Raw genomic sequence first — 13,360 nt, forward strand, 5'->3', positions numbered from 1 at the left:
ACCTCTCCTATTGTAGTAGGTAGAGGTTGCTTTATTTTTGTACACCTATAATGATTTATTATGAAGAAACATTCCGTGACGTACGTAACAGATTGAGACCTAATAAGATAAAAATACTACCTGTGATCTTATTCATGTATGTAGCGATACGACTAGATTGTAGACGATGTGCCATTTTGCTTGAAAAGACTACTAACAACATACACCATAAGATGCCAGTCGTACTGAATGTAAGTCCTAGCAAAATAAATGGAATCGCTCCATATGTCTGTTCCGGGCTTACAAATTGCGGTATAAATGCTAAGTAAAACAAAGCTACTTTGGGATTCAGTACATTGGTCATCATCCCTTGTAGATATACTTTGCGATTACTTTGAGAATCTACAGCTTGCATCACTTGAGCCGATTCGTGACGCGCCATTATCGAACGTATCCCTAACCAGATCAGATAAGCAGCTCCAATCCATTTGACTATATTAAAAGCTAGTGCAGACTGCATAAGGATCAAAGAAAGTCCCAGACCTGCTAACAATGTATGTACTAATGAACCTGAGATAATACCGTATACTGACATGATGCCTGCCTTTTTCCCTTGAAAAATACTACGACTCAAAATATAAATCGTATCACTGCCAGGGGTGATATTCAGCAAAATACTAGACAGTATAAAAATCCAATAATGTTCGATTCCCCACATCTATCTTCACTCCTATCTTTTTTTCTATTTGAAGATTATACATGCTTTGATCGAAAATGGGTATAGAACATATGACTTTTAAGACGATACATTCAGATGATAATACAAAAAAATACAGACAAACGTATCTTATAGATACAATGTTGTCTGTATTTTGTGAAAGTAACACTTATAGCTAGTACATGATCGACTATTCTATCATCGCTTAGAAATTTATTGACGATTTTCTAATTTTCTTGGATCAGGGCTAGTATTGGCTGTCATTGCTACACCTTCATGTAGACCTGCATCAATAGATTGCCATGGAACCATTTTGAAGTTTTGATTAATCTTTTTGCCATTTTTCAAATTCTCATCATCTTGCGCAATAAATACACCATATGGATATTGGCTACCCATATTAGCACCTAGTACATCTATTCCATCTGTCTCGGTAGTTCCATCTATTCCTTTTCCATCATTGATCGTAAAGTTAGAGATGTACTTGTTATTATCTTGACGATCATACACAGCATACGTATTGTTACCTTGGCTAGAAGCCATCAAATATCCAGTTCCATTTGCTCCGTAATACAGAGTTAAGCCCTCAATATCATCGTGCAAACGACGTCCATCTGCGATATCTACAGTACTTAATGGTTGATTACCACCATCTGGCTCAGCGCTGTACTTCCAGATCGCTGCATCTTCTTCAGCAATATACAATGTGCCGTATTCGTCATCAGCAACCATACCTTCGGATTGTGTATCTAATTTGAAATGACGTACTAATGTGCCTTTCACTTTGCCTTTGCCATTATCCGTTAATTCATATTGCTCAAATTCGCCCTCTTTACCCAAAACAAGCGCATAATATTTGTTTGTTTTTAAACTATGATACAAGCTAAATCCATACACTTCGCCCATTTTGGATTTGATCGGGTTAGCCAAAATATTGGTAAGTGCTCCTGTTTTGCCATCAAAAGAAAAAATGTCTACAGTATTAGATGAACGATTAGTCGCACCAACAATATCTACTTTTTTACCATTCAAAGGAAAATCGTAACGAAGATCTGTATTGTTCATTTTGCCTGTGCTGTATGATTTTAATTCTTTTCCTTTTAGATCGTAGACTAACATTCCGCCACCTTTGTTCGTAGCAATAATCTTGCTATTCGAAGCATTGGAAGGATCGAGCCAAATCGCGGGATCGTCAGCCGCATCTTCACCGGATTCTACAGCATCTGTCTCCCCTGTCGGTTGTACTGCGAACACAGGTACTGTGTCAGTAGGATCATTGAATTTGGCATTTTCAGCATTAATCATTGTTAGTAAGGTTTGTGGGATATAAGTAGCTCCCTGTTGCAATTCAGCCGCTTGTTCCAATGTACCGCTTTTGCCTGCTAAACGGTATTTCTTCTCACCGACTGTGATTGAACCTGTAATGCCATTTTTCAATTGGAAAAAGGCAGCTTTGTCTTCTCCATCCCAGTACATTTTGCCACCCATTGCTTCGATTGATTGCCTAAGAGGAACGGATGAACCCTCTGCTGCATGTACAAGCGGACTCGCTACCGCTGTTGTAATACTGATTCCTGCCATTAATAAAGCCGTTTTACATATGTTCTTCAACATTTCATCTGCTCCTTATCGCGATTACGCTATGTATGGCGTGTCATACCCATCGATTTAAATATAGGTCATGATTGTTAGCGTGGAGTCTGTATTGTGTAAAGTTCAGGTAAAGCGCAGGAATTCCATTTATTTATCCAAATCTAGCTTCTTTTCATAGCAAAGACTAATTCCATCATCTTCATAATCTGCAAACACAGGAATACGATAATAGCCGTTACGCTCATAAAAAGCAGTCGCTTCAAACTGCTCTGCACCTGTCTCCAGACGAACAAAATGACATCCTTGCTCAATCGCTTTTTGCTCTAATGCTTGTAACATGTTGCCAGCAATCCCTTGTCTACGGTAAGTAGAATCAACAAAAAATCGCTTCAATTCTACACTGTCTGTATCCAATGGTCGGATAGCGCCGCAACCTACCGGTGTATCGTCTATATAAGCAACCATAAAAGTAGTATAAAAAGCATCTGGATGATCAAGATCGATCGTATAAATATTTTCCTCGTCATACCGTTGTTGCAAATCTTTATCTAATGCCTGAATTAATGTTCTCAAATGAAGATCAGTTGGCGGAACTTGCTCGATACGAATCATAGTTATAACACTCCTTCGGTGATTAAGATTGAGATGATTCTACAATTTCATAATGATGAACTGCCGGGAACGGATCATAGTAATGATGCAGTAGTTTTTTCCATTCTTGATATTCTGCTGATCCGCGGAATCCTTCAGTATGATCAGCTAATGTCTCCCAACGGACTAACAATAAGTATAGATTGTCAACTTCAAGGCAACGTTGTAATTCATGAGATATGTACCCTTTCATACTGGAAATAATCTGTGAAGCCTGGCGAAAACTTTGTTCAAACTCATACGTTTGACTTGCTTTCACTTGTAAATTAGCTACTTCTAATATCATAAAACAATGGCCTCCTTATACGTTAATAGGTAGCAGTATACGAATGATTCAGCACTACCCATAATGAGTTTGATTTAGTATAAATGGCTTTGCGATTTCGTTCAACCTGAATGTACAAAAAAAGCCTTGCTCCTACAATAAGGAACAAAGCTTTTATATTGATTATTTAATTACGGCTATTCAATTTAGATAACAAACGTAGAATTTCCATATACAACCAGATCAAAGTTACCATCAGACCAAATGCTGCATACCATTCCATATATTTAGGAGCACCTGATTGCGCTTCTGTCTCAATAAAATGAAAATCTAACAATAAGTTAAGTGCAGCAATCGCTACGATAAATAAGCTAATACCGATACCAATCCAACCTGTTTCATGAATAAACGGTACATTGATTCCAAAAAAGCCTAAAATAATATCAATAAGATATACAAGAGCTATTGATGCTGTACAAATCACGATCCCAAGTGCAAATCCTGGTGTAACTTTGATAATACGCAGTGTGTAGATCGCTAACATCAAAAATAACGTACCCACAGTAATCAAAATCGCATTGATGACGATTCCCGGGTAACTATAATCGGTCCACGCCGAGATAGCTCCTAACATTAATCCATTCAAAATGACATATAACGGTGCTGTTACAAACGCTGCTCTTTTGAAAAAAATAGTGATTAATGAAGTCACCAGACTACCGATTAGACCTACAATCAAAAAGCCTGTTACATCCTGTCCTTGATAATACAAATACCATGTGTACACTGCCGCAACCATCAATAAAGCAAGAAGTACCATTGTTTTTCCTACTGTACCGCCAACCGTCATTGCACCTGCTTTAAAGTCACTTTCTTTAAAATCCGAGAATGCTTTTTCGCTAAGTGCTGGATTGTTTAACGCCATATGATCATCTCTTTTCTGTCTAAAATGTAAAATCCCCTCTTCTATACCATGACTGTTATCGATTACTTGTCCATTATAGGTGGGAATGATTCATTTGAACAACCATAAATAGGTAATTTATCATAAATATTTATGAGGATGTAGTTCTTACAATCTACGTATTCACCCATTTGGCGCGTAGTACAAATACTTCTTTATTATTTTTAATCGTTTCGGCTAGATTACTACTTGTCGCTGTATGCTCACCGTCATTATTAACACGCATCGAAAGATCGACCGTTTTGTTCATCGGAATTGCGCGCTGATCTAACATTGTACTCGACATAGAAGTAGAAGCATGTACTGGAACATATGTATACTCTAGACTGGTAGAACTGAGTCCAACTTGAATTGTGATATCTACCTTCTCTTGACCATCATCTTCTTTTTTAGAATAAGAGCTAATCGTCATCTGTTGTTCTCCTGTTGGAATAGGCACATTGTTATACAACATTTGTTCTTTGAGCTGTCCATTGCGATAATGATCTATCCATGTTCGGACTGTTGTTACTTTTTGCTGATTGATATTTACTTTGGCAATCACGATATTTTCTAATGTTTGTGCTTGTAACTTTTTGTATTCAGAATCAGTATTAGGTAGCACATATAACTGAATCATCTTTTTTTGTTTTATCGCTTTTTTGGTAGCTTCTTTAGCTTTGTATTGTTCGATCAGATCTGTGGTTAGACCTTTTTCTGAAGAGGGCTGTGTGCCAGAATCGGTCACAGGCATATCAGGCGTTTGGATAACTTTAGCTGTGGCAGGGTGTGGTGAAGAAGATTGATTCTCACAACCTACTACTAGAATCAGTAATAAGACTATTATTGTTTTTTTCAATCGTTTGGCTTCCTTTCAATCATAGGATGATCATGATTTCCTAGAAATGATTTTAGAAAATATTGCACTACGGGAAGATCAGGTGGATTGATCATCTGCGGTAAATCAAACAGATCAAAAAATTGTAGTTCTTGAACTTCAGAATATTGAGCTTGCAGTGAACCGCTATACTCTCTACATACATAAGCCGCAACTACGTTATACACTTCATCACCATGTGGATACTGATAATACAGTTCAGGCCCGGAGAAGATATCCAGTAGCTGCAAATGCACAGCTACCAGTCCTGTTTCTTCTTCCAATTCGCGCTTAGCGACTTGTTCTAATGTCTCACCAAGTTCCATACTTCCACCTGGCAATCCCCAACAATGATTATCGGCACGCTTTTGCAATAGAATCTGTTGTTGATCATTCATCAATACGACTGTAGCACCAGCCATAATAAGAGGTCTGCTTCCTACAACTTCTCTCAGTTCAGTGATATAGCTCATCCACCTTTGCTCCTTATTGAACAGCGATAATTTGCTGTTTGGTCTGTCGCGCGATTTCTCTGCCTTCTTCATCCAGTGAAGCATCTAACATCGCAAACCATGTATCAATATCCATTTTGTCTTTACGAGCAGTCAAAATAATTTTCACTGCTTCCATCGCATGCGGTAGCATAGGCACTCCGCGCATATACAAAAAGGTATCATCTGTAATATGAAGCTGCTTATAAATATCCATTAATTCATTTAAAACAGTAAATGCACGATCATATTCTTTCGCATCTGCCAGTGCACGACAAGCATAATACATCATCTGTGGAATCGGTACACCTTCATCATCTTCAGCTTGTGCCCGTAATTGTTTGGCTTGTGTATAAGCTTCCATACCTTGATCGATATGACCTGCTAGAATAGCCGATGTCATCAAATTAAACCAATCATTAATATCACTATACTCTTTTGCTAACCACTCGAATGTTGCCCGTGCTTGTTCATATTGTTCTAAGCGAAAATACGATAGAGCTGTTAGACCGTATGCTTCTTTCACCACATACGTATCTAGAGATGAACGATACGGTTCTACCTCTTGCAAGACTTCATTGAACTTTTCTTGTTGAAACAATTCACGCAACCGATCCATTTCTTGAAATTCAGGATTGGCTAGATTCACTTGCTGTTGTGCTGGCTCCTGATCCGACCCGGATACTAAAGCTTCTTGTTGTTGTGTAGAGGCGTTATCTTGTTCAGTGGATGGATCGGAATTTTTACCAAATAATGAACGTAATTTTTTCATCATATATACTCCTTTTCTGGTAGCTATTTTAAGATTGTTGCCAGTTGTTATCGATAAATTCATCCCGTCCGGATTGTTCACGATCTTCTTTATAATGTTTAGGATTCTTTTTGTGATAATCTTGATGATATTCTTCGGCTGGATAAAAAACAGGTGCAGGCAAAATCTCTGTAACAATCGGTTGTGTAAATCGACCACTTGCTGCAAGTTCTGCTTTGGATTGAAGCGCTAATTCTTGTTGTTCTTCATTATGATAAAAAATAGCAGTACGATACTGTGTACCACGATCTTGAAATTGTCCGCCATCATCGGTAGGATCTGTCTGTGGCCAGTATAGTTCTAATAATTTCTCGTAAGCAAATAAAGATGGATCAAATGTAATTTCGACCACTTCATAATGACCGGTATTGCCTGTTTTGACTTGTTCATATGTTGGATTTTTGATATGTCCACCTGTATAGCCAGACACAATCCCATGAATACCCGGTAATTCTTCAAATGGTGTAACCATGCACCAGAAGCATCCTCCTGCAAATGTTGCTTTTTGTAATTCTGACATGTACGTGATCCCCTTCTGTTTACAAATATATTTATTACACCTTTATTATACGTATGTTTAGAAAGCATTACAAAAGCCGCAACACCCAGATGATCACTCATCTTATGCTTGCGGCTGATTTTAAAAATTCATATGGCTTATCGTAATAAGCATTGTATAGACTACCTGCTATTTCTGTTCAGGAATATAGACGACAAACCCGCTATCTTCACAAAACACATCACTGAATTGATATACCTGTTTGTTATCGACAAACAACCATTCCAGCACTCTACGGATGACTTGCAGCATGATAGTCCCCTCTCTTCATTTCAACTTCGCCTGTATGGCTTATCGTCATTTTAAGGTCGAGAACTATCGTTGTCAATCATGATTTTTGTAAATAAAATAAGCAGATATTAACGCTGTGTAAATGTTTCAATATAAATGGATTTATGAGGAAGAAATATCAAAGTAATGACCAAATATCCCTAAAGAATCAATCGTCAAATTCCCTTTATTCGTTGAGTATTCATCTGTTGTTTTTTTGTACAAAAACAAATGACGTTCTGCTCTATCTTTCCATTCAATCGCTTGTCCATTGATACTGCAATCTCTGGTTACACTAGCGCTGGTACACTTCAAATTATATTGATCGACCAACCATTGATTATATGACTTTTCCCCTGGTACCGTTGCAATCATACTCAAAATAAGTGCAAAAAAGATCATAATCAAAATCCATTTTTTTCTTTGTTTCGGCAAAATGTAATCAGCTCCTATAAATGTGAGAACGCTATAATATTTTGTAATGGCTCCGATGAGGATTGCCATGCTCTTGCTTAAATGCTAGCTGTATATAGAACTGACTGGCTTGCTCACTGTTTGTATACAATACAAGTATATTATAGAACTTCTTCGCTTCAGAAGTCACTTTTTGCACCAATTGCTTGCCAATTCCCAGATGGCGATAGTCAGGATGAACATACAGTCGTCGTATTCGACCTGTCGAATGATCGGAAAAAGGATCTTGATTCAAGCCGACTACTCCTATAATCTGCTCTTGTTCTCGAACGATATACAGAGCTTCTCCTTCACCTGAAAATGTATTTTCTCCTGCTACGTATTCGCTAACCAATCGCCGAAGATGTTTGAATCCTTCTTGTTCACTTCGGATCACTAAAGGTTCCAGTTCATGTACTTTCAATTGTTCTACAACAGAGATGATCATATGTATAACCTACTTTCTTTAGATATTTTCGTTCAAAATAAATACAGATCATATCCCTATTTGAATAGAGGAATATGATCTGTCTGAATATACTCTTTTATTTAGCTGTGTTCAACTTTAGACTTTTTACTCTGGTTGATCATCGTCTCGATACGTTCATTGCCTAGAATCTGACGGAAATGATGAATCATATGCTCGATATAATCAGCAGCCAGCCATTCCAAAGTCACACTTTCTCCAGAAGGCAAAATACCTTCTTTGGTATAATCTTCTTCTGGAATCTGAGCAAGTACTGTCGAAATCTGTACATTGCGATTGATCCAGAGCTGAATCACATCATACGGATCATAACTATTATGATAATCATTGAGTTCTACCCAGCGATCTTGATCGTACCCTTCGATCGGAATAGGATAATCAGACAGAGCAATTTTGACCAGACGTATATAATTGTTGGCTGCCGAATCACATAGATGACCGACAATTTCTTTTTTAGACCATTTGGCAGGATGAGATTTGGCGCTAAATTCGTCTTGAGGAATACGATTCAATTCGGTCTGAAAATGCAACACCAGATTCTGAAGTCGTTGACTGTAATTCATTAAAAATCCTCCTTTAGCAAAATAAAATGATCATCGATCTAACGAATATACACGCCAAAATAATACTGACTGTTGTTATCTTTATTCCATGTCGCAGAAAGTACATACTTTGCATAACCACGCTCTAGAGGCACAGTGTACCTTCCAGATCTATCTACTTCTACTGGAAAATGCTCTCCATTTTTTACCATGTATAATTCTATTTTAGCAGGCTTGGTTGGAAAGTCGACTTTTATTTGTGATGAAGGTGCAACTGAAATTGCTTGACCCTCAATCTGTTGATCTAATGTATCAGGTGCTGGTGGTATGCCACATATAGATTCTAACTGATGTGTCTCTGGATTCCACTTAGACGAGCAAAATGCTCCTGAATATAACGGAATCGTTGTCCCGCTGATTTGTACTGTAGGCTCTGGCAAACCTTCTGGAAAAGTAGTACTTTGAAGAATCATATCTCTTAATCGATTCGTATCTGTACTGGAAATACGATAACCTTGATGACTATCCGCACCATCTAAAAGTAAACCTTCTGTATGTGCATTATGTTCAAATCCTAGTGAAAGCGAATAGTGATGAGTTGTCTGATCATTATCAACTAATTCTACATTATACTCTGTAGACATATCGAGTATGCCTTCAACGGGCTTCGCATGTTCAATTGCATCTACAATGATCTGTAAATCTTCTGGATGTGTAAATGAAGTCTCTATACATGAATCATTCTTCCACGTGGGATTACAGGCAAATGTTGCTTTCTGGATCGTATCATGAGGATCTTTTAATCCCATATGAAAAAGACCATTATCTGCTTCATGATTATAAATAGCTAATAACACAATAATGCCAACGACTACTAAAATACGTGGATAGATGGCTACCTTCCCCTTCTTCTAGATAATATATACAAATAATACCATTTTACGTTCAAAACAAAAAGACGCTCTTAATGAGCGCCTTCGGTTCCAGCTTGGATTACTGGATATCAGTATACAATCGAACATAATTTATATGTTGCGATTGAGTGTTATACGAGAAAATAAGAAAAGATTTCGGAAACTTGGGATTGGTCAGATGATAAGTGGCTTCTGCTGTATAAGCTATATCTTTCGAAGTATCATTGGTCTCAGCAGGCTTACCTAAGTTAGCGATAACCGTATCTATCTTTAATTTTTTGTAAGCATCTGCCCCTGAAGTGAATTCTACTATTTGATCATTAGCATCGAAAGTCACATCGAGTGTGCCGTAACTCAGCATAGGTCCTTCTGTACCACCTAGTTCAGGCTTACCTTGTAAACGAACTAATGTTGACCGACTTGATCCTAACGATAGACCTTCAGGTAGATCAGGCAATGTACCTTTGTTGGCGGCTTCCAGAATGGTCGTACCAGAGATATCAGTGTCATTATCAGTAACAGTACTTGTTGCAGATGAAGAATCAGTAGTAGCAGAAGTAGATGATTCTTGTTCTGTTGTAGTCGGTTCCTTCTCTGTCTCAGTAACTACCGGTTCTACGATCTCATGCGCCGATGAGGTTGCAGATGTAGAAGAAGGGGTTGATGGTTGATTACCACATCCTGCTACAAGCAACAACCCTACGATGAATAAACTGGCTTTGCCGAGTCCAGTTGATAGCTGTCTTTGGTTAGATAATAAATTACGATTACGTGTAGATCTATTCATTTCATATTCTCTCCTCTGTATAACTGATTCATTGAACATAGTATATAGAGAACATGTATCTGCGATATGAACGAATGTATCTAACTTGTAAATAATAGATGCTTTTATAATTGCTGAATTAACGTCGTATAATAGCTGTTACCATTGCGCTGATCTAACCGCCCTGCTGTTTCTAGTGCCATTTGTTCTAGACGACTCGCTATAGCTGGCAAATCATTAGCTTCTTCTGGATAGGGATAGCCAGCTGGTAATTTAACAGATGTCACATTGCCATCGGCAACCAGACGCTTGAACAGTACAGCCGCATACGCATTAAACATCATCTTATCACGCGGATTCTCATGATCCAAAGATAATCCAACCCATTGTTCGAATACTTCCAAAGCCTGCAAAAGATCGATATTTAATAGGTAATACATATGCTCACCTGAATGAAGTACAAAGTCACGATTGCCTTTAATCAGGCGATAGCCTTGTTTTTGATATTTCTCTGCTTCTTCTAATTTACCTTGACGATACAATGGCATTAACACTTTCGATAATGTCAGATGAGGAACTTCACCACAAGTCATTCGTCCTTTCAGAATAGGTCTAGCTGTGCGAATAATCTGCTCGTCATTACCTTTCATCACTTCAAACTCTACGAATTGATGTTGTTCACAGGCTTCACAATCGCTCATCTCATCACGATCCATCGCTTTGGTCTTATTTAAAAATTGTTGCGCTTCTTCCACTTCACCATAATCTTTAAGTAGTGAAAAGCGATAGTAATAATAAGAACGTTCACTATATCCGAATTGTTCATAACGTTTACGCATATCTACTAATAATTCATCTATTTGTGCTCGGCTGACTTCTGGAAACGAAGCAATCGAATCCAAAATCCATTTGTATGACCATAACAATGTAAAATCATCATACTCCTCTGGTTGTTGATCAAATTGACCTAGTAACCATGAGAATGCCACCAGGGCTTTCATCGGGTGACCACTAAAAGTACAAGTTTCGACTAATTCTTCGCGTGCACTATAGCCCTGTTCTACATCACCAAGACTGTCTGCAATTCGAATCGCTTCTTCTAACAAAGCGATTTTGGCTCTCCCATTAGGCAAACTATACGCTTGATCCATAATATCTTCAAAATCTGGATTGATCTGTTCAGGTTGGTTATTCATTCGGTATGTCCTCCTTGATCTGTATTCGCTGATAATCCCCAATCTAAAAAGCGAACAATGCCTTGATTCAATACTTGCATCTCTTGTCTATTCATCGGATAGTGACCCATCATCAATGCATTTACATATAACATTTCGATAGCAACAACAATCATACTTTCATTTTTAGCTTGGAAAATACGCTCTACGACTGAATTGTTTATATTCAGATAAAGTGTCGAATAAGCAGACTGTTGCAATGAAGAACTTAGACTTTGCAGTACAGAAGTTAAAGCAAGTGGGCTAACTGATTTGGATGTCTCAATAGAGCGCAAATCCGAAGCTTCTTGCGATAAAGTAAATAAGGCTGGTAAATCTTCCGGTTTGAACCGTTTGAGTTGAATCTGACAGCGGAACCGTTGCAAAGCAACATCTGCATAACGAACGGCTTCATAATATTGCTTGCGCTCTTCTGTCGTAATATCGGTAAAAGCAAGAGAGACATCTTCTGGAATTAAGCGCTCTGTATTCGCTTCTGCACATACTTCAGGAAGAAGAGCAATCAGTTCTGCATCGTACACATAACCACCATTCACCACTAATAACGATTGTGCAGAAGCAACATGAGTAATCTGACGATATTCGTCCAGACTGGTCGTATAATACATTTTCTGATTATCTGCTAGTAATTCATGTACTTTACGGCGACCGTATGTTGTCTCAAAAGGTAACCAGCGATAAATAATCTGGAAAAACGATGTATCTTCAACCGCAAGAGCTTTCATTGATAACGCATGCAATTGAATAATGCGTTGTAGTCGATCAGGCTCATATTCTGCCATACGTAGCAATTCAGCACGAATACTATTTCCTAGTTCTTGACGAACTTCTTCCAACTTCTCGTTTTCGTAGAAATGTTCACGAGATGCTGTCGGTTGTAATTCATCTGTCCAGATAATACTTTTCACAAAAAACGCCCAGTCTGGCAAAATGTTTTCTGCTTTTTCTGAGACTAGCATATATTTCAAATAGACTCGATTCGATTTCTTCACATTCAGATTCACAGAGTGTGGCAAAATATAAGCGATACCACCTGTACGTCCTGAAGCAGTTCGCAACGGAATATAATCTTGAAATTTCTCTCCTAATAAACGCTGTCCCAGTTGCAATACTTCATCACGATGACCTCGTGCTCGTTCTGGATCATCCAGCCATACAGGACGCTGATCGTTAATAATGCGCTGAGTCTGCTCATCACGAAACGTAATCGGATAGGGCAATAATGCACCATAATCATAGATCCATTGTTGCAACAATTCAGATTCATAATACATTTCACAATTAGGCTTGCAACGTAAATATACTTTGGTTCCTGGGGATAATTCTGTCTCTAGTTCACGAATATGATAAGTACCATCTGGATTACCACGCCACTCTAGCGCTTTGCCACCTTTGGCAGATTGAGTCACCATAACGATCTCATCACTCACCATAAAGCAAGATAACAGTCCAATCCCGAATCGTCCGATAAAGGAAGTCTCTTGTGTAAACGCATCTGCTCCACTACGCTTAGACGACTGACCGATCATCGCCAAAAATTCATGTACATCTTCTCTTGTTAAGCCAATGCCATCATCTTCGATCATCAATGTCGAACCAGCCCCTGAACCTGTTAACTCAAGATGGATACTTCCTTGATAAGTAGCATCTTGTTGCGAACGAGCGGTTACAGCATCGACAGCATTTTGTAAAACTTCACGTAAAAACACTTTAGGATTACTGTATAAATGATTGGATAAAATATTAATCATTCCACTAAGATTGACCTGAAACCGATATGTATCTGACTCACTCATAGAACACAAC

Annotated in this window: 17 protein-coding genes; all 17 read right to left on the reverse strand. The window is 38.2% G+C overall.

Features of this window, described 5'->3' with window-relative positions; translation table 11 throughout:
• Nucleotides 1–58 precede the first annotated feature (58 nt).
• The 17 genes from QCD85_RS02780 to QCD85_RS02860 all read right to left on the reverse strand — a co-directional run bounded on the left by QCD85_RS02780 (nt 59) and on the right by QCD85_RS02860 (nt 13,350).
• Nucleotides 59–697: a LysE family translocator gene (locus QCD85_RS02780; protein WP_301261562.1), complete on the reverse strand. Its 639-nt coding sequence runs from the start codon at nt 695–697 to the stop codon at nt 59–61.
• Nucleotides 698–910: 213 nt separating this feature from the next.
• Complete coding sequence (locus QCD85_RS02785) at nt 911–2,311, reverse strand: phytase (RefSeq protein WP_301261563.1); 1,401 nt, start codon at nt 2,309–2,311, stop codon at nt 911–913.
• A gap of 126 nt (nt 2,312–2,437) precedes the next feature.
• Complete coding sequence (locus tag QCD85_RS02790) at nt 2,438–2,902, reverse strand: GNAT family N-acetyltransferase (protein ID WP_301261564.1); 465 nt, start codon at nt 2,900–2,902, stop codon at nt 2,438–2,440.
• 22 nt (nt 2,903–2,924) lie between these two features.
• Complete coding sequence (locus tag QCD85_RS02795) at nt 2,925–3,227, reverse strand: antibiotic biosynthesis monooxygenase family protein (RefSeq protein ID WP_301261565.1); 303 nt, start codon at nt 3,225–3,227, stop codon at nt 2,925–2,927.
• Between the two features lie 166 nt (nt 3,228–3,393).
• Complete coding sequence (locus QCD85_RS02800) at nt 3,394–4,131, reverse strand: Bax inhibitor-1/YccA family protein (protein WP_273615399.1); 738 nt, start codon at nt 4,129–4,131, stop codon at nt 3,394–3,396.
• A gap of 154 nt (nt 4,132–4,285) precedes the next feature.
• Nucleotides 4,286–5,008: a hypothetical protein gene (locus QCD85_RS02805; protein ID WP_301261566.1), complete on the reverse strand. Its 723-nt coding sequence runs from the start codon at nt 5,006–5,008 to the stop codon at nt 4,286–4,288.
• Complete coding sequence (locus QCD85_RS02810) at nt 5,005–5,499, reverse strand: NUDIX hydrolase (RefSeq protein WP_301261567.1); 495 nt, start codon at nt 5,497–5,499, stop codon at nt 5,005–5,007. The genes QCD85_RS02805 and QCD85_RS02810 overlap by 4 nt, the downstream gene beginning before the upstream one ends.
• A gap of 13 nt (nt 5,500–5,512) precedes the next feature.
• Nucleotides 5,513–6,289, reverse strand: a complete 777-nt coding sequence (locus QCD85_RS02815; protein ID WP_301261568.1) for a hypothetical protein — start codon at nt 6,287–6,289, stop codon at nt 5,513–5,515.
• 28 nt (nt 6,290–6,317) lie between these two features.
• Complete coding sequence (msrA, locus tag QCD85_RS02820) at nt 6,318–6,848, reverse strand: peptide-methionine (S)-S-oxide reductase MsrA (RefSeq protein WP_273615395.1); 531 nt, start codon at nt 6,846–6,848, stop codon at nt 6,318–6,320.
• 168 nt (nt 6,849–7,016) lie between these two features.
• Nucleotides 7,017–7,139 carry a hypothetical protein gene (locus tag QCD85_RS02825; RefSeq protein ID WP_273593517.1) on the reverse strand — a complete coding sequence of 41 codons (123 nt, stop codon included), beginning with the start codon at nt 7,137–7,139 and terminating at the stop codon, nt 7,017–7,019.
• A gap of 141 nt (nt 7,140–7,280) precedes the next feature.
• Complete coding sequence (locus QCD85_RS02830; RefSeq protein WP_273615394.1) at nt 7,281–7,592, reverse strand: hypothetical protein; 312 nt, start codon at nt 7,590–7,592, stop codon at nt 7,281–7,283.
• Between the two features lie 31 nt (nt 7,593–7,623).
• Nucleotides 7,624–8,058 carry a GNAT family N-acetyltransferase gene (locus tag QCD85_RS02835; protein ID WP_301261569.1) on the reverse strand — a complete coding sequence of 145 codons (435 nt, stop codon included), beginning with the start codon at nt 8,056–8,058 and terminating at the stop codon, nt 7,624–7,626.
• A gap of 101 nt (nt 8,059–8,159) precedes the next feature.
• Nucleotides 8,160–8,660: a DinB family protein gene (locus QCD85_RS02840; RefSeq protein WP_273615392.1), complete on the reverse strand. Its 501-nt coding sequence runs from the start codon at nt 8,658–8,660 to the stop codon at nt 8,160–8,162.
• A 38-nt stretch (nt 8,661–8,698) separates the two neighbouring features.
• On the reverse strand, nt 8,699–9,496 hold the full coding sequence (locus QCD85_RS02845) for a hypothetical protein (protein WP_273615391.1): 798 nt from the start codon (nt 9,494–9,496) through the stop codon (nt 8,699–8,701).
• Nucleotides 9,497–9,632: 136 nt separating this feature from the next.
• Nucleotides 9,633–10,340, reverse strand: coding sequence for a DUF4309 domain-containing protein (locus QCD85_RS02850; RefSeq protein WP_301261570.1), 708 nt, complete (start codon nt 10,338–10,340; stop codon nt 9,633–9,635).
• Nucleotides 10,341–10,444: 104 nt separating this feature from the next.
• Nucleotides 10,445–11,515 (reverse strand): hypothetical protein, encoded by a 1,071-nt coding sequence (locus tag QCD85_RS02855; RefSeq protein ID WP_273615389.1) that lies wholly within the window; start codon nt 11,513–11,515, stop codon nt 10,445–10,447.
• Nucleotides 11,512–13,350 carry an HSP90 family protein gene (locus QCD85_RS02860; protein ID WP_301261571.1) on the reverse strand — a complete coding sequence of 613 codons (1,839 nt, stop codon included), beginning with the start codon at nt 13,348–13,350 and terminating at the stop codon, nt 11,512–11,514. Before QCD85_RS02860 ends, QCD85_RS02855 begins: the two co-directional genes overlap by 4 nt.
• Nucleotides 13,351–13,360: the final 10 nt, after the last annotated feature.

The sequence above is a fragment of the Paenibacillus sp. PsM32 genome (assembly GCF_030433815.1).
In the GTDB taxonomy this organism is placed as follows: Bacteria; Bacillota; Bacilli; order Paenibacillales; family Paenibacillaceae; genus Saccharibacillus; species Saccharibacillus kyungheensis.